General features: G+C 69.2%; 14 protein-coding genes, 1 tRNA gene and 1 other RNA gene. 10 read left to right on the forward strand and 6 right to left on the reverse strand.

Features of this window, described 5'->3' with window-relative positions:
• Positions 1–182: 182 nt before the first annotated feature.
• The gene (locus Pmi06nite_RS10870) at positions 183–1,721 is read left to right on the forward strand and encodes a dolichyl-phosphate-mannose--protein mannosyltransferase (protein ID WP_239113814.1); all 1,539 of its coding nucleotides are present in this window, start codon (positions 183–185) and stop codon (positions 1,719–1,721) included.
• Between the two features lie 24 nt (positions 1,722–1,745).
• Here Pmi06nite_RS10870 and Pmi06nite_RS10875 read toward each other — a convergent pair whose 3' ends face one another.
• Positions 1,746–3,002: a dienelactone hydrolase family protein gene (locus Pmi06nite_RS10875; protein WP_203952791.1), complete on the reverse strand. Its 1,257-nt coding sequence runs from the start codon at positions 3,000–3,002 to the stop codon at positions 1,746–1,748.
• A 334-nt stretch (positions 3,003–3,336) separates the two neighbouring features.
• Here Pmi06nite_RS10875 and Pmi06nite_RS10880 point away from each other — a divergent pair, with 334 nt between their 5' ends.
• A complete protein-coding gene (locus Pmi06nite_RS10880; RefSeq protein WP_203952792.1) occupies positions 3,337–4,056 on the forward strand; it encodes an alpha/beta fold hydrolase in 720 nt (239 codons plus the stop codon).
• 198 nt (positions 4,057–4,254) lie between these two features.
• Here Pmi06nite_RS10880 and Pmi06nite_RS10885 read toward each other — a convergent pair whose 3' ends face one another.
• From Pmi06nite_RS10885 to Pmi06nite_RS10895, 3 genes are read right to left on the reverse strand one after another with little or no spacing between them, the layout of a single operon-like run.
• Entirely contained in the window at positions 4,255–5,031 is a 777-nt protein-coding gene (locus tag Pmi06nite_RS10885; protein WP_203952793.1) for an ABC transporter permease, read from the reverse strand.
• Positions 5,028–5,966 carry an ATP-binding cassette domain-containing protein gene (locus Pmi06nite_RS10890; protein ID WP_203952794.1) on the reverse strand — a complete coding sequence of 313 codons (939 nt, stop codon included), beginning with the start codon at positions 5,964–5,966 and terminating at the stop codon, positions 5,028–5,030. The genes Pmi06nite_RS10885 and Pmi06nite_RS10890 overlap by 4 nt, the downstream gene beginning before the upstream one ends.
• A 46-nt stretch (positions 5,967–6,012) precedes the next feature.
• Positions 6,013–6,984 carry a hypothetical protein gene (locus tag Pmi06nite_RS10895; RefSeq protein WP_203952795.1) on the reverse strand — a complete coding sequence of 324 codons (972 nt, stop codon included), beginning with the start codon at positions 6,982–6,984 and terminating at the stop codon, positions 6,013–6,015.
• Between the two features lie 205 nt (positions 6,985–7,189).
• Between Pmi06nite_RS10895 and Pmi06nite_RS10900 the strand changes: the two genes are divergently transcribed.
• Positions 7,190–7,870, forward strand: a complete 681-nt coding sequence (locus Pmi06nite_RS10900; protein ID WP_203952796.1) for a helix-turn-helix domain-containing protein — start codon at positions 7,190–7,192, stop codon at positions 7,868–7,870.
• 263 nt (positions 7,871–8,133) lie between these two features.
• Here Pmi06nite_RS10900 and Pmi06nite_RS10905 read toward each other — a convergent pair.
• Positions 8,134–8,219, reverse strand: a tRNA-Ser gene (locus tag Pmi06nite_RS10905).
• 94 nt (positions 8,220–8,313) lie between these two features.
• Between Pmi06nite_RS10905 and ffs the strand changes: the two genes are divergently transcribed.
• Positions 8,314–8,411, forward strand: an RNA gene (gene ffs, locus Pmi06nite_RS10910) — signal recognition particle sRNA small type.
• Positions 8,412–8,454: 43 nt separating this feature from the next.
• Positions 8,455–10,911: a DNA polymerase III subunit gamma and tau gene (locus tag Pmi06nite_RS10915; RefSeq protein WP_203952797.1), complete on the forward strand. Its 2,457-nt coding sequence runs from the start codon at positions 8,455–8,457 to the stop codon at positions 10,909–10,911.
• 9 nt (positions 10,912–10,920) lie between these two features.
• Here the strand turns inward: Pmi06nite_RS10915 and Pmi06nite_RS10920 are convergent, their stop codons facing one another.
• Entirely contained in the window at positions 10,921–12,291 is a 1,371-nt protein-coding gene (locus tag Pmi06nite_RS10920; RefSeq protein ID WP_203952798.1) for a helix-turn-helix domain-containing protein, read from the reverse strand.
• Positions 12,292–12,851: 560 nt separating this feature from the next.
• On the opposite strand from Pmi06nite_RS10920, the gene Pmi06nite_RS10925 reads away from it, so the two are divergent.
• The 5 genes from Pmi06nite_RS10925 (at position 12,852) to Pmi06nite_RS10945 (ending at position 16,756) form a co-directional block, all read left to right on the forward strand.
• Positions 12,852–13,199, forward strand: a complete 348-nt coding sequence (locus Pmi06nite_RS10925) for a YbaB/EbfC family nucleoid-associated protein (protein WP_203952799.1) — start codon at positions 12,852–12,854, stop codon at positions 13,197–13,199.
• Between the two features lie 5 nt (positions 13,200–13,204).
• Positions 13,205–13,804 carry a recombination mediator RecR gene (gene recR / locus Pmi06nite_RS10930; RefSeq protein WP_203952800.1) on the forward strand — a complete coding sequence of 200 codons (600 nt, stop codon included), beginning with the start codon at positions 13,205–13,207 and terminating at the stop codon, positions 13,802–13,804.
• Positions 13,797–14,327 (forward strand): DUF5063 domain-containing protein, encoded by a 531-nt coding sequence (locus tag Pmi06nite_RS10935; RefSeq protein ID WP_203952801.1) that lies wholly within the window; start codon positions 13,797–13,799, stop codon positions 14,325–14,327. Before recR ends, Pmi06nite_RS10935 begins: the two co-directional genes overlap by 8 nt.
• 87 nt (positions 14,328–14,414) lie before the next feature.
• Positions 14,415–15,689, forward strand: coding sequence for an aspartate kinase (locus Pmi06nite_RS10940; RefSeq protein WP_203952802.1), 1,275 nt, complete (start codon positions 14,415–14,417; stop codon positions 15,687–15,689).
• Positions 15,686–16,756, forward strand: a complete 1,071-nt coding sequence (locus tag Pmi06nite_RS10945) for an aspartate-semialdehyde dehydrogenase (RefSeq protein WP_203952803.1) — start codon at positions 15,686–15,688, stop codon at positions 16,754–16,756. The genes Pmi06nite_RS10940 and Pmi06nite_RS10945 overlap by 4 nt, the downstream gene beginning before the upstream one ends.
• The last annotated feature ends 43 nt before the right edge of the window (positions 16,757–16,799 follow it).

Genomic DNA, 16,799 nt, shown 5'->3' on the forward strand with positions numbered 1-16,799 from the left:
GCGACGGCGGCACGACACGCGCCGCCGGACCGTTCAGGATGAAGTACCAGGCCAACGGCGAACGCCATTACCTGCGGCGAATCGCTCATATTATTGGCCATTTTTATAGGGGTTTGTGACACTATGCCGGTGTGGCGCAGACTTCCGATCGGGCAGTCGGAGAACTCGGCGGGAGTGCGCCGATGTCGGTCAGGGACCGATTGGTGCCGCCGATGCCGGGGAGCCCCCTGTGGGGATGGCTCGGCCCGCTGATCGTCGCGGTTTTCGGGGGAATACTCCGGTTCGACCGTCTCGGAACTCCGCACGCGGTGGTGTTCGACGAGACCTACTACGCCAAGGACGCCTTCTCCACGATCACCTACGGCGTCGAGCGGCAGTTCGTCGACGGGGCCGACGCCCTGATGCTCCGCGGGAGCACGCAGATCTTCAAGACCTGCGCCCCCGCGGAACAGTGCGGGGCCTTCGTCGCGCATCCCCCGCTCGGCAAGTGGATGATCGGCCTCGGCGAGTGGCTGTTCGGTCTCACGCCGTTCGGCTGGCGGTTCATGGCCGCCCTCGTGGGGACCCTCTCGCTGTTCGTCCTGGCCAGGGTGGCCCGCCGTCTCACGCGCTCGACCATGCTCGGCTGTCTCGCCGGCTTCCTGCTGGCGCTGGACGGCCTGCACTTCGTGTTGTCGCGTACGGCGCTGCTCGACGTCTTCCTGATGTTCTGGGTGCTCGCCGGGTTCGCCTGCCTGGTGGTCGACCGGGACCGAAGCAGGGAACGGCTCGTCGACTGGTACCAGAGCTCGGCGGTGACCGCGCCGGGACCCCGGCTGGGTCTACGGCCGTGGCGTCTCGCCGCCGGACTCTGCCTGGGCGCCGCGCTGGCCACCAAGTGGACGGGTGCGTTCTTCATCCTGGCCTTCGTGGTCATGACGCTGCTGTGGGACGCGGGGGCCCGCCGGGCGATCGGCCTGCCGCAGCCCTATCGGACGGCATGGCGTCTGGACTGGCCGCTCGGCGTCGCCTGGACGGCCGTCGTGCCTGTGGTGACGTGGATCGCCTCGTCCGCCGGATGGTTCGCGACGGACAAGGGCTGGGGCCGTAACTGGGAGCAGGCGACGTCGCAGGGATGGGTCTTCTTCGTCTTCGACTCGTTCCGGTCGTGGCTGGGCTATCAGGACCAGGTGCTCGGCTTCCATGAGGGGCTGACCACCCATCACGACTACCAGTCGAGCCCCTGGCAGTGGCCGTTGCTGCTCAGGCCGGTGTCGTTCTACTACCAGAAGCCGACCGGCGGTTGCGGCTCGGACAACTGCTCGTCGGCCGTGCTGGCGACCGGCACCCCCGTGATCTGGTTCGGGGCCGTGGCGGCGCTGATCGCGCTGGTCGTGTGGTACTTCAGCACGCGCGACTGGCGGGCGGGGGCCGTGCTCGGCGCCTATCTGGCCGGGTGGGCGCCGTGGTTCTACTTCGCGGTGGCCGACCATCGGACCATGTTCCTGTTCTACGCGCTCCCGATGCTGCCGTTCATGATCCTTGCGATCGTGCTGGTGGCAGGGCTGATCATCGGGCCCGTGGGGGCGTCCGCGAGACGCCGGGTCGGCGGCACCTCGGTGGTGGGCGCGTTCGCCCTGCTGGCGCTGATGAACTTCTGGTGGTTGTCGCCCGTCCTCACCGCGACGACCATCTCCTATCAGGACTGGCTGTGGCGCATGATTCCGCGCAGCTGGGTCTGACCGATCTCGGCGTCGACGTCCCGTTCAATGCTTCTGGATCTGCTGGAACCAGCGCAGCACCAAGGGCATGGAGCGGTAGGCGGAGGTGTTGTGGTCGACGTCGCCCACATCGGTCAATGACACGTCGGCGCCCCGGGCGCGCAGGTCTCTCAGGCAGTGCTCGGCGTTGGCGAAGGCGACGTCCCCGTCCCCCTTGGCCCCGTAGAGGCGTACCGGCACGCGGGGACTCCAGTCGGTGCAGGTGGTGTCGTTGGCGCGCATGGCCGTGAGCAGTGCTCCGGTGGGGTGCTCGAGCCGTCGGACGAACGCGTCGGTGAGCAGCGCCCGCGGGTTCTGCGGCAGCCCGGCCGCGATGTCCTCGAACGCGTGGTCACCGTCGAACAGCTTCTCCATCGTCGCGTCGTACGGCGCGCGGAACACCTGGCCAGGGGTGTCGTAGAAGGGGTAGAGCCGGTTCATCGAGACGATCCAGTAGGCGAGGTAGAACGTCGAGCTGAGCGGGTCCAGGTCACCGGAGAGCGCGGCGGGGAGTTCGGCGCCCTCTACGTCGTAGGGGCCGCTGATCGGTGCGAGCGCCGTCAGCCTCAGGTGGGCGTCGGCGCCACGCTGCAGCGCGCGGCCGAGGGCCATGGCCGCCTGGCCGCCCTGGGAGAACCCGGTGGCCAGGACCTGGCCGTTCAACGTCTGCCCGTGGCGGGCCGCGACCGTGCGAGCCGCACGCAGGAGGTCGACGGACGCCGTCGCCTCGGACTCCGCGTGCATGTAGGGATGGAATCCCGGGCCACTTCCCAGGCCGAGGTAGTCGGGGGCGACCCCCGCGAAGCCCGCTGAGGCGAAGGAGATCGGTATCGCTCGGCCGTCGCCGTCGCTCTCCATGGACGGTGCGTCCTTCCGGGTGGCCATGGTGCCGTGTTCGTAGATCACTGTCTGGATGTCACGCCGCCGCTTCTGTGGGAGAGCCACCACGCCGCTGGCCGTCGTCGGTTTCCCGTCCACCGTGACGGTGCCGTACACGAGGGTGTAGAGGTCGACGCCGCCGACGGACTCGGGGGCGGGGAATCCGGTCTTGTGAAGATAGGCCGTCACCTGCTTGCCGGAAAGACGCTCCACTCTGATGGCCGACAGCACCTCGCCACGATCGGGGCCGGCCGTGACCGCGGGAGGCCGTGAGGCGGTGGGGGAGGTGGCGGCCATGGCCACCGTCGCGGCGGGGACCATGAGGACGCTGGTGGCACATGCCAGAGCAAGCAGACGGCGGGTCAAGGAAAGGGGTGATCGCATGACCTCGACATTAGGGACGGCGACGATCACATCCCCAGCCTGCGCGCACCCACATCCGGGGTAGTGCCTGCCCTACCAGGCGCGTCGAGTTCACCACCTGTATCGCCGCCGGGTTCGAGGTCCGCGATGCCGCGCCCGTACGGCATGCCCCGCTGAGGATTCCCGGCCTTCGATCCCGTTCAACGCGGCCCACGATGGCGCTGACCTCTGCAGATATGGCTGTAAGTGTCTTGACGCGGATTAAGACGACCGACCATATTGATTGAATGCGGAGCTGTCGTGAGGCGCCGGATGACATGGGCGGCGGGGGAAACGACTGGTCGTAGGGGGACGCATGGCGACGTATGTACTGATACATGGCTCCTGGCTCGGAGGGTGGAGCTGGGATCGCGTGCGGCCCATGCTCGAAGGGGCTGGGCATCGGGTGTTCGCGCCCACCCTGGCCGGCATGGCCGATCGCCGGCACCTGGCCGCTCCTCACCTGGGCCTGTCCGTGCACATCAACGAGATCGTGGAGTTGATGGAGCGCCAGGCCGTGACCGACGCGATATTGGTGGGGCACAGCTACGGAGGCATGGTCATCGCCGGAACGGGCGGGATGATCCCCGGGCGTATCGGTCGGCTGTGCTACGTCGACGGCCTCCTGCCGCGCTCGGGCCAGTCGGCGTTCGACCTGATCCCCCTCATGAAAGAGCACTTCGGCCAGTCGCCGCCCGGGCTGCCCTGGATGTCTTCGCCCGTGGATCCCGCCCTTTTCGGCGTGGACGACGAAAGTGATCGCCGGTGGCTGGAGGAGCGGGTCACCCCCGTGCCGAGGCGCACCGTCGAGGAGGCGCTGCCCGCCGTGGACGACGCCGCACGCGAGGCCATCCCCTCGGCCTACGTGCACTGCGCCGGGCTCCCGTTCCTCAACGAGACCGCCGAGTTGGCGGCCAGGCGCGGGATGCGGGTGATCACGCTGGAGGGCATCGGGCACCTGGCGATGGTGACCCACCCCCAGGTGCTGGCCCGAGAGCTCCTCACCCTCGCCCGGCCGGTCGGCTCGCCCGTCTAGAGGGGGTCACGTGGGACCTCCCTGTCGTGGGAGGCGCCGGGGCGGACCACACGAGGAGGACGGAGACAGCGAAAAGGGGCCGACTTGGATGGGGTCGGCCCCTCTGTTGAATGCTGTGACCGAAGGGGTTCGCCTGAACCCGCCGAGAGGGCCGGTCGGTGCGACGGTCGGGGTAGGGAGCGGGAAGTTCGCCTGGGCCTAGCGGGCGGGGTCGCGGTTGTAGAGCTTCCTGGCCCACAGGTAGCCGACCACGGCGATGCCGGCGCCCCAGGCGATGGCGACGGTCGCGTTGTCGCCCATCGGGGTGCCGAGCAGCAGGGACCGCAGGGTCTCGATGAGCGGGGTGAACGGCTGGTGCTCGGCGAACCAGCGCAGCGCGCCGGGCATGGAGTCGGTGGGCACGAAGCCGCTGCCGAACAGGGGCAGGAACATGAGCGGCATGGGGATGTTGCTGGCGATCTCGACGGTGGGGGCGACCAGGCCGAGCGCGGCCGACAGCCAGGTGAGGCCGAGGACGAACAGGGCCAGGATGCCGAGCGCGGTGAGCCACTGCAGGGGGCCGGTGGTCGAGCGGAATCCGAGAAGTACGGCGATGCCGCCGACGACGGCGACCCCGAGCAGGGTCTGGATCATGCTGCCGAGCACGTGACCGGTCGGGACGGAGGCCCGGGCGATGGCCATGGTCCGGAAGCGGGCGACGATGCCCTCGGTCATGTCGGTGGCGACGGTCACCGCGGTGGCGGTGGAGGCCGAGGCGACCGTCATCAGGATGATGCCGGGGGTGACGTAGGCGAGGTAGTCGGCGCGGCCGCCGGCCTGGCCGAGCCCCGCGCCGAGGGTGCCGCCGAAGACGTAGACGAACAGCAGCAGGAAGATGATCGGCATGCCGATGATCATGAGGGTGAGGGTGGGGTAGCGGAGCATGTGCCTCAGGTTGCGGCGCAGCATCGTGGCCGAGTCGTGGAGCGCGTTCATCGGGCGGGTTCACTTTCCTGGGTGAGGGCGAGGAAGACGTCGTCGAGGTCGGGGGTGTGGACGGCCAGTTCGTCGACGGTGACGAAGGCGCCGTCGAGCCAGTCGAGCAGCGCTCGCAGCGATCTGACACCGCCGTCGCTGGGCACGTGCAGGGTGAGCGTCTCCTCCTCGCGGGAGATCGGGCGCAGCCCCTGGGACGCGGTCTCGAAGCCGTGCGAGTCGGCGAAGCGCAGGCTGATGTGCCCTCCGGGGACCAGGCGCTTGAGTTGTTCCGCGGTGCCCTGGGCCACCAGGTTGCCGTGGTCGAGCACGGCGAGCTGGTCGGCGAGCTGGTCGGCCTCCTCCAGGTACTGGGTGGTGAGGAAGATGGTGACGCCGTGGTCGGCGACCAGGCCGCGGATGGACTCCCACATCGTGCGGCGGCTGCGCGGGTCCAGGCCGGTGGTGGGCTCGTCGAGGAAGATGATGCGGGGGGCGCCGACGAGGGTCATGGCAAGGTCGAGGCGTCGTCGCATGCCGCCGGAGTAGGTCGCGGCAGGTTTGCCGGCGGCCTCGGTCAGGTCGAACTGCTCGAGGAGTTCCCGTGCTCGTCTGCGGCCGTCGGATCGGCTCAGATGGTGCAGGTCGGCCATCAGGCGGAGGTTCTCCTCGCCGGTGAGCAGGCCGTCCACTGCGGAGTACTGGCCGGTGACGCCGATCGCGGCGCGCACCTTCTGGGCGTCCTTGGTCAGGTGGTGGCCGGCTATCCAGACGTCGCCGGCGTCGGCGGAGATGAGGGTGGAGAGGATCTTCACCATGGTGGTCTTGCCGGCGCCGTTGGGGCCGAGCAGGGAGAAGATGGTGCCGGCCGGGATGTCCAGGTCGACGCCGTCGAGGACGAGGTGCTTGCCGTAGGCCTTGCGCAGGCCGCTGGCGGAGATCGCCGGGTTGGTCATGATCGCGTCCTTAGAGGCTGGGGAGTTTCGAGGGCGTCCACGAGGATCAAAGTGAGATCAGCTGGCGGGGCTCTGTGCCGGCGGCCTGCCGTACGGCTCGCCTGGCCGCGAGGATGGTCCAGGCGGTGGCGAGCGCGGTGACCAGTGCCACCGCGGCGAAGGCGGCGAGGGTGGCCGCGTCGGGGTGGATCAGGGACTGGCCGCGAGCGACCTGCCAGGTCACGACGGCGACGAGGCCGCTGTAGCCGAGGGCGGCGGCCCCCACCAGGCGGGCACGCACCCGCTCGTCCCGCAACCAGGCGTGCCGGGTGGCCAGGGCGGCCAGGACCGCGGTGAGGACGAGCAGCACCTGGATGCCGTGCAGGCCGAAGAAGTGCGGGACGCGGAAGTCTCCGCCGGTGACGCTCCAGTTGGTGAGGGGCATGCCGTGGCCGTCGGGGTCGCCGATGCCGTGGCCCTGGAACATGGGGATCCGGGCACCGTTGGCGTCGGTGACCGTACGGGGGTGGATGTCGGTGACCATCCAGTAGAGCGGGACGAGCATGCCGACGGTGGCCAGTCCAAGCCCGGCGCGGATCGCGCGGGTGAGCGCGGGACCGGCGGTGCGCTGGATCAGCACCATTACCCCGATGATCAGCTGCGCGATCAGGATGATCATTACGCCGTAGGTGAGAAACGGGACCAGCGCCACGGTGATGGGATCGCTCTGGTCGGCGTTGAAGTGGCTGATGGTGCCGCGGGCGGCCTGCAGGGTGATGACGCCGACCTCGACGGTCGCGGCGGCGGCGAACACGGTGCCGACCCACCAGCCCAGCCGCCTGCCCTTGACCAGCTTGGACAGCAGCCAGGCGAGTGTCCCGGCGTAGAGGCCGAAGGCGAAGCCGAACTTCAACGGTTTGACCCACACCGACTCGCCCAGCAGCGTCCGGTCGTCGATCAGCAACCCGGCGACACAGACGAGCATCAGGGTGCACATGAGGCCCGCGCAGATCAGCAGCGGACGATGCCAGGACTTCATGGGGGGCTCCGATCCCTCGTCGTTTTCGACATACGAAAAGCTAACTTGCGTTCAGTATTTCGTCAACGCCATATCTGCTTTTCAACAGGCATGATGAGCATGGATTGCAATGAGATGAAGGTGAATGCAAGTGATTGACTTGCAATGAGCTTCGAGTGGATGCAAGACTGCGATGTCCGCGCAGCCGCGATCAGGAAGGTGCACCATGCCCGGAGGCAGGCTGACCCACCAGGACCGTCGGCAGATCGCCGACGGCCTGGCGGAAGGGCTCACCTACACCGAGATCGCCACTCGGCTGGATCGGCCGCTGTCCACCGTCACCCGCGAAGTGGCTCGCAACGGCGGCCCTGATGGCTACCAGGCAGACCAGGCGCACGAAGCCACCCGGGGACGTGCCAGGAGGAGCCAGCCGGCCTCCGGGGAACCCGAGGTCAAGGCGGTCGATGACCTGGAAGAGCAGTTCGTGGAAATCATGATCGCCACCGGCCTGTCGCGGATGACCGCCCGCGTGCTCGCCAGCCTCTACCTCACCGACAGCGGCAGCCTCACCGCCGCCGAGCTCACCCGGCACCTGCAGGTCAGCCCCGCCTCCATCTCGAAGGCCGTCGGCGAGCTCGAACACCAGGCACTGGTCCGCCGCGAACGTGACCAGCGCCGGCGTCGCGACCACTACGTCATCGACGCCGACGCTCTCTTCCGTGGCTGGATGGCCAGCGCCCGCCAGAACACCCAGGTGGCCGACTTCGCCCGCCGGGCGGCCGGCACCCTCGGAGCCGCCTCACCCGCCGGGATCCGGCTGCTGGACATCGGCGACTTCTTCGACCACGTCGGCCGCGCGATGCTGCAGGCGGCCGAGCAGTGGCGCCAGGCCCACGCCTCCAAGTGAACAGCCGGCCGTACATGACCGGCAGGTCCCGCCTCACCTGGCGCCGGGGGACACCGGAGATAGATGTCGCATGGCGTCTTCCGTGCTCAGGGCGGTGGTGAGCGCCAAAGGAGCGCATCGGCTGATCGGCCCCCGTGTACCGGGGCCCGATCTTCGGCGAGTCGCCGACAGGCAGGGTGCTCGCTGGACAACTGAGACCTGGACAGCAAAAAGGGGCCGACTTGGATGGGGTCGGCCCCTCTTCGTTCTGCCTCAACCAGGCGCGGAGGATAGGAGATTCGAACTCCTGAGGGGTTGCCCCCAACACGCTTTCCAAGCGTGCGCCCTAGGCCAACTAGGCGAATCCTCCGCCGAACAGCTTAGCGGACGTTCAGCCATGTGGTGACCGTGGTTTTCACGGGTTTTCACGGCCTGCGCACCCGCCCGGAGTGGTTAGACTGTGCCACGGACCCCTCGCGCGGCGTCATCCTGTGAACCTCCCCAGGGCCGGAAGGCAGCAAGGATAAGCGGGCTCTGGCGGGTGCGCGAGGGGTTCTTTTCAGTTAGCGGGACCGCCCGCCGGGTTGAACCCCCGAGGAGACGGCATGAGCCTTGCGCTGTACCGCAAGTACAGGCCCGGGACGTTCGCCGAGGTCAAGGGGCAGGAGCACGTAACAGAACCGCTGCGCCAGGCGCTTCGCAGCGGCCGGATCAACCACGCCTACCTCTTCAGCGGTCCCCGCGGTTGCGGCAAGACCTCCAGCGCCCGCATCCTCGCCCGGTCCCTGAACTGCGAGAAGGGCCCCACGCCTGATCCCTGTGGTGAGTGCGACTCCTGCGTCGCCCTGGCCCCCACCGGGCCCGGCCACCTCGACGTCATCGAGATCGACGCCGCTTCCCACGGCGGCGTGGACGACGCCCGCGACCTTCGTGAGCGGGCCTTCTTCGCCCCGGTCGCCGCGCGCTTCAAGATCTACATCATCGACGAGGCCCACATGGTCACCCGTGAGGGCTTCAACGCGCTTCTCAAGCTCGTCGAGGAGCCTCCGCCGCATCTGAAGTTCGTCTTCGCGACCACCGAGCCGGAGAAGGTCATCGGGACGATCAAGTCCCGCACTCACCACTACCCCTTCCGGCTGATGCCGCCGACCACGCTCCGGCAGCTCATGGAGGAGGTCCTCGAGTCGGAGGCGGTGCCGTACGAACCGGCCGCGCTGCCGCTGGTGGTGCGCGCCGGCGCGGGCTCGGCCAGAGACTCCCTTTCGATCCTCGACCAGTTGCTGGCGGGGGCCGACGAGGGCGGGATCACCTACCAGCGCGCGGTCTCCCTGCTCGGCTACACCGATGGTGGCCTGCTCGACGAGATGATCGACGCCTTCGCGAAGCACGACGGCGCGCAGGTCTTCCAGTCGTTGAACCGCGTCATCGAGGGGGGTCACGACCCTCGCCGCTTCGCCATGGACCTGCTGGAGCGCTTCCGCGACCTGGTGATCCTCGCGAACGTCCCCGAGGCCGCGGGCAACGGCCTCCTCGACCGTCCGGCCGACGAACTGGCGAGCCTGCAGGCGCAGGCCGCCTCCATGGGGCCCGCCGAGCTCACCCGGGCGGCGGAGGTCTTCAACACGGGGCTGACCGAGATGCGCGGGGCGACGTCCCCCCGCTTGCTCCTCGAGTTGATGTGCGCCCGTGTCCTGCTGCCCGCCGTCGACCAGGGCGAGGCCGCGGTGCTGGCGCGCCTCGAACGTCTTGAGCGCGGTGGCGTGTCCACGGCCGCGTACGCGGCGCCGGCCTCGGTGCCGCCGCCCGTGTCGTCAGCGGTGCAGGCGCCCGTTCAGGATCATTCGCAACCACAGGCCGCACCGGCTGCTTCGTCCTCGATGCCCGAGCCCTCCGCTCCCGCCGCGTCGGTCCCGGCGGCTGGCCCCGCAGCTGAACCCGGTACGGCCGCCGCCGCTCAGGACACCGACTGGCCCGCGCCCGCGGGGCCCTCCACACAGGCCGCGACGCCCGAAGCCGCGCCTGTGGGCCACGATTCCGCCGGGGGTACGGCGGGGCCGGTGCAGCAGGCATGGCCGCGGGTCCTGGAAGCGATCAAGAACAGGCAGCGCGTCGCCTGGATGATCCTGAACGCCCAGGGCCGGTTGCTGGGCGTCGAGGGCAACCTCGTCACCGTGGGCTTCGAGAAGCCGGGCGACGTGCAGGGGTTCCTCAAGGGCAAGCGCGACGAGGTGGTGGCCGCGGCGCTCGGCGACGTGCTCGGCGGCAAGTGGCGGGTCGACGTGGTCGTCGGCGGTTCCGGTCCCGGTGGCGGCGGTATGGGCTCCCGGGGTCCGGCCGGCCCGTCCGCAGGGGGCGGCCCCGCGGGCGGTTCCGGTGGCCCCAACGGTCACGGCCCCGGGCCGGGCGCATCTCCCTCGGTCGGGTCGCCGGTGGACGGCGGCACGGGGACGGCAGGAGGCCAGGGCCCGGAGGTGAGGTCCTCCGCCGGGCCGCCGGGTCAAGGCCCGCAGGCGGGCGGAGGCGAGGCCCCGGTCCCAGCCGCCGCCGGAGCAGTGCAGAACGGCACGGGCGGGGACGACGTAGCCCAGACCAGTGCCCCCCAGAACACCTCAGGCCACAACGGTTCGGCCCAGAACGGCGCCGCGCGCAACGGTTCCGGTACGGCACGGCGGTCGCAGGCCACCCGGAACGGGGCGGCGAGCCCGGTCGCGCGCGGCTCGGTCGCCTCGGGGACAGCCGGTGTGACCGACGAGTCCTGGCCGGACGAGCCGTCGGACGACGACGAGGGCCCGGGAATGGCCATGGCCGGCGCGCGAAGCGGGCCGGTGTCGAGCCCCGGCCTGGCCGCGGCGAAATCGGCTGCGAGAGCCGCCGCCCAGGCGGGACCGCGCCAGGCATGGCCCGAGTCGGTGCCGAGCCGTAAGAGCGCATCGCCCGGGTCGGATGCCGACGACGTCGACCCGCTGAACGACGCCAACGCCGAGGCGAGCGAGCTCAGCGGCATGGCGCTCATCCAGCGTGAGCTCGGCGGCCGGATCATCGAGGAGATCGACCACTCCTGAGAGTGGAGGTCATCCGCCGTCGAGGCTGAGCCGTACCGAAGCGGCGGCGTGGCGCTCATCCCCCGCAGGCAGCGTCGCGACCAGGCGTTCGAGCACCTCGACGTCGTCATGTCCGGTGGTGGTCTGCGCGTAGGACCACAGGTCGTCGACCGTGCCCCTCGCCAACAGCCCGGTGCGGACCCTGGCCTCCAACTCGTCGCGTGTCTGCCGGATGGCCGGAGCCTCCGAGCGGGGAAGCAGCGGACCCTGGTAGTGGCGGGCGACGGTCGCGAGGTCACCGGCCGCGAGTGCCTGCCGTACGGCGAGGAAGTCGCCGTAGACATCGCAGGTCAGCCGGTACGGCTTGGCGGCGATTGCCCTGGTCAGCTGGGCCCGTAGGCGGTGGATCTCGGCGCGGATGGTCACCGGGTTGCCGTCGTCGCCGTACAGGAGGAAGGAGAGCTTCTCGGCGGTCAGTCCGCGCGGGTGGGAGGCCAGCAGGGTGAGGATCTCCGCGTGCCTGAGCGAGAGCGGGACCCGGACGCCGTCGAGGTAGGCGAACGGGTGGTCGGCCCCGAGCAGGTTCAGTGTGAGCCTGGGAACGGGGAACGAGTCCAGCGTGTGGAGCCGGTAGGCGTCGCCGAGGGGTTCGAGGAGGACGACGCGGCCGTCCGGCAGCGCCATCCGGTCACCGTGGTCGGGGAGGCGGACCCGCGCGCCGAGTCGCCGGTCGCCCGCGATGATCCGGCCGGTCAGGGTGACGAGAGTGCCGGAACGGCCCGGGCGATGGTGGCGCGCACGAAGCCGTTCGTCGTGCTCGCGCATCCACAACGTGAGGTGGCTCTCCGCCAGCCGGGCCGCCGCGGCGACCAGGGCCACGGAGGCGGGATGGAGGGCGCGTGAGTTGCCGGTGATGTCGAGGCAGCCGAGCACGCCGCCCGAGTCCGGGTCCACGACGGGCGCGCCGGCGCAGGACCAGTCGTGCAGCGCGAGGGCGAGATGCTCGGCCGCGTATACATGGGTCGGCTTCTTCATGGCCAGAGCCGTGCCGATCCCGTTGGTGCCGACCACCTGCTCCGACCACTGGAAGCCGTCGGCGAGGCCGATCAGGTCCGCCTGCTTGCGGACCTGCTGGTGCCCCTCCCGCCAAAGGACGCGGCCGTCGGCGTCGGTGATCACCATGATGTGCGCGGCCTCGTCGGCGATCTGCACCAGTGTGTGGCGGAGCATCGGAAGGAGGCGGCTCATCGGGTGGCTCGCCCGCGCGTCGTCGATCTCGTCGGTGTCGTAGACCAGCGGGGCGGCATGCCACTCGGGATCGATGCCGGCGTCGAGGGATCGGCACCACGACTCCCAGATGACCTTGCGCGGCCCACCTTCGCCGGTGCGGTCTCCCCTCATCGCCGCCTCATGAAACCGGCGGACTGACAGGTCCGGCATTCAGCACCCCCGGGTCCGTCGGGTGAAGCGTATGGAGGACGTCTCCGACAACTGCCTAACATCCGAGACGGCATTTGCCAATCTCCAGGAGTAACCAATTGATCGCAACCTGTATGCAACGTAAGGCCGGTTACGTTTCTCTCGTCACATCGGACGGCAACGACCAGGTGTGATGGAAAGGACGGTTCCCTGCCGCTGGAGGGGGGACGGGAACCGTCCGGTCCAGGATTCCGCATGGATGGGGACTGTGGGGGTAGCGCGGTCCCCATCCGTGCGGTTCCTTACGTCATTTCCGGTTAATGCCTCTTTTCCCGTTCATCGAACGAGTGAGCTGAGGCTGCCGAGAGGCCCGGTTGGCACGAGTGTTGCGTCCTCCTGCCTGCGCCGACGGCTCTTGACCGTCGTTTGTGATTGTGCTGCCGATTGCGGGGAACACGCAGGCGCGCCAGTGCCAGAACAGCCGCGAACCCCGTAGGCTCGTCGCGACGAACACGTCGCTGGACGCTGAGGAGCGCACGATTGTGAACCCAGGGGATGTCAACCTCCAGCAGTTGCTGGAGCAGGCTCAGCTGATGCAGCAGCAGCTCGTCTCCGCGCAGCAGGAGCTCAGCGATGCTGAGGTCGAGGGAAGCGCGGGGGGCGGCCTCGTGGTCGCGACCGTGAACGGCAGCGGCGAGCTGCTCGAACTCGAGATCAGCCCGAACGCCATCGACGCGGGTGACCCGCAGGAGACCGCCGAGACGATCGCCGACCTCGTGCTCGCCGCCGTGCGGGACGCCGTTCGCGCCGCCTCGGAGCTGCAGCAGGAGAAACTCGGCCCGCTCGCGCAGGGTCTCGGCGGCGGCCTCGGTCAGCTGCCGGGGTTCTAGAAGCCATGTACGAAGGGGTCGTCCAGAATCTGATCGACGAGCTCGGGCTGCTGCCCGGCGTCGGTCCCAAGAGCGCGCAGCGCATCGCCTTCCATCTGCTCGCCGCCGAGCCCGCGGATGTGAAGCGGCTGGCGCACGCGCTGCTCGAGGTCAAGGAGAAGGTCCGCTTCTGCCGGATCTGCGGCAACGTCGCCGCGGAGGCGGAGTGCCGGATCTGCCGTGACCAGCGGCGCGACCCGCAAGTGATCTGTGTCGTCGAGGAGTCGAAGGACGTCGTGGCGATCGAGAAGACCCGCGAGTTCCGTGGTCGCTACCACGTTCTCGGCGGGGCGATCAGCCCGATCGACGGTGTGGGTCCCGATGATCTGAAAATTCGCGAGCTGATGGCACGCCTGGCCGACGGCCAGGTCACGGAGCTGATCCTCGCGACCGACCCGAACCTCGAGGGTGAGGCGACGGCCACCTACCTGGCCAGGCTCGTCAAGCCGTTGGGGCTGAAAGTGACACGACTGGCCAGCGGTCTGCCTGTAGGCGGTGACCTCGAGTACGCCGACGAGGTCACCTTGGGCCGCGCTTTCGAAGGACGGAGGCTGCTGGATGTCTGAAGAGCTGAACAACCTGGCCGAACGGGTTGCCGGACACGCCCAGAACTACATCGACGGGCTGACTCGCCTGGCGGGCGGCGAGGGCGGCGACGCCATCTTGCCCCTGCTCCTGGTGGAGGTGGCGCAGGTCAGCCTCGCGGGCACTCAGCTCGGAGCGATGGAGGACGTGATCCTCAGGGGCAACGTCGAGCCCGCGCTGAGCGACGACCCCGACATCGACCCGCTCCGTACGGCTCTCGCCGCCCGCCTCGGGCCGGTGGACGACTACGCCGAGGTGTTCGACCCGTACAAGGACACGGGGGTCACACCGTACCGGCTGTCGGACGACCTGTCCGCGGTCGCGGCCGACCTGATCCACGGGCTGCGGCACTACTGGGCCGGCCGGCCGCTCGAGGCGCTGTGGTGGTGGCAGTACTCCTACTTCAACACGTGGGGGAACCACGCCGGCGCGGCGCTGCGCGCACTGCACGCCCTGGTCGCGCACACCCGTCTCGACGTCGTCGAGGAGAGCACGGTCGTCTGATCGTCCACATGCTGATCTAGGCCAGTTGGGCTTTGGGCGCCCCAAGTACACTGTGAGCTCCACGTCCTGATTCGTTCGGAGATTCCTGTGGCGCTCGTTGTCCAGAAATACGGTGGTTCCTCCGTCGCCGACGCCGCCTGCATCAAGCGGGTCGCCCAGCGGATCGTGGCGACGAAAAAAGCCGGCAACGAGGTCGTGGTGATCGTTTCGGCGATGGGCGACACCACGGACGAACTCCTCGAACTGGCCCAGCAGGTGTCTCCGCTGCCTCCGGGCCGCGAGCTCGACATGCTGCTCACCTCCGGCGAGCGGATCTCGATGGCGCTGCTGGCGATGGCGATCGCCAACCTGGGCCAGGAGGCGCGCAGCTTCACGGGCTCGCAGGCGGGGGTCATCACCGACTCCTCGCACGGCAAGGCGCGCATCATCGACGTGACGCCCGGCCGGATCAGGGGGGCCCTCGACGTCGGTCAGATCGCGATCGTGGCCGGTTTCCAGGGCGTGTCCCAGGACACCAAGGACATCACGACGCTGGGCCGGGGCGGCTCGGACACCACCGCCGTCGCCCTGGCCGCCGCGCTCGGCGCGGACGTCTGTGAGATCTACACCGACGTGGACGGCATCTTCACCGCCGACCCGCGCATCGTCCGTACGGCCCGCCAGATCCCGCGGATCTCCTACGAGGAGACGCTGGAGATGGCCGCCTGCGGCGCCAAGATCCTCCACCTGCGCTGCGTGGAGTACGCGCGGAGGTTCGGCCTGCCGATCCACGTCAGAAGCTCGTTCAGCACCCGGGAAGGCACGTGGGTCGTCTCCGACCCCAAGATCGAAGGAACCGAGATGGAGCAGCCCATCATCTCCGGCGTCGCACATGACCGGAGCGAGGCCAAGATCACTGTGGTCGGCGTGCCGGACAAGGTCGGCGAGGCTGCGGCCATCTTCCGCACACTGGCCGATGCCGAGATCAACATCGACATGATCGTCCAGAACGTCTCGGCAGCCGCCACCGGGCGGACGGACATCTCGTTCACGCTGCCGACCAACGACAGCCAGACGGCGCTCACGGCGCTGAACAAGATGCAGACGCGGGTCGGCTTCGAGAAGCTGCTCTACGACGACCAGATCGGCAAGGTCTCGCTGATCGGCGCCGGGATGCGGTCGCACCCGGGCGTGACCGCCAAGTTCTTCGGCGCGCTGGCCGACGCCGGGGTGAACATCGAGATGATCTCGACCTCCGAGATCCGCATCTCCGTCGTCGTGGGGCAGAACGACGTCGACGCGGCCGTCAACGCCGCGCACCGCGCATTCGACCTCGACTCCGACCAGGTCGAGGCCGTCGTTTACGGAGGTACCGGACGATGAGCCGCAAGCCCACGCTGGCCGTGGTCGGTGCGACCGGAGCCGTCGGCACCGTCATGCTCGACATCCTGACCAACCGGCCCGACCTCTCCGAGGCGTACGGGGAGATCCGGCTGATCGCCTCTCCTCGCTCGGCGGGAAAGGTGCTCCAGGTTCGCGGTGAGGACGTCGTCGTCCAGGCGCTGGCCCCCGAGGCGTTCGACGGGGTCGACATCGCGATGTTCGACGTCCCCGACGAGGTGTCCGCCGAATGGGCGCCGATCGCCGCCTCGCGTGGCGCGGTGGCGGTGGACAACTCCGGAGCTTTCCGGATGGACCCCGACGTGCCGCTCGTGGTCCCCGAGTGCAACCCGGAGAAGGCGCTGGAGCGGCCCAAGGGCATCATCGCCAACCCCAACTGCACGACGCTGTCGATGATGGCCGCCATGGGCGCGCTGCACCGCCAGTACGGCCTGCGCGAACTGGTGGTCGCCTCGTACCAGGCGGTCTCCGGCGCCGGAGTGATCGGCCCCGAGCGTCTGTACGACGAGATCGAGGCCGTCGCCGGCGACCGGACGATGGGCACCGTCGCGGGCGACGTGCGTAAGGCCGTGCCCGACCTGGCGGGGTCGCCGTTCCCCGCTCCGCTGGCGCTCAACGTCGTGCCGTGGGCGGGCTCCCTCAAGGACGGCGGTTGGTCGTCGGAGGAGCTCAAGGTCCGCAACGAGTCGCGCAAGATCCTCGGCATCCCCGATCTCAAGGTGTCGGCGACCTGCGTCCGCGTCCCGGTCGTGACCACCCACTCTCTGGCCGTCCACGCGACGTTCGAGAAGGAGGTCACGGTCGAGGGGGCTCGTTCGATCCTCGAGGCCGCGCCGACCGTGGTGGTGCTCGACGACCCGGCGAACGGCATCTTCCCGACTCCCGCCGATGTCGTGGGGACCGACCCGACCTACGTCGGCCGGATCCGTCAGGCACTCGACTTCCCGAACACCCTGGACCTGTTCGTGTGCGGCGACAACCTCCGCAAGGGCGCAGCCCTCAACACAGCCGAAATCGCCGCCCTGGTAGCCACCGAATTCTCGGCGTGATCTCACACGCTCTTGAGCGTGATCATGCGCGTGTGACTCTTGA

Source organism: Planotetraspora mira (assembly GCF_016863275.1).
GTDB lineage: Bacteria > Actinomycetota > Actinomycetes > Streptosporangiales > Streptosporangiaceae > Planotetraspora > Planotetraspora mira.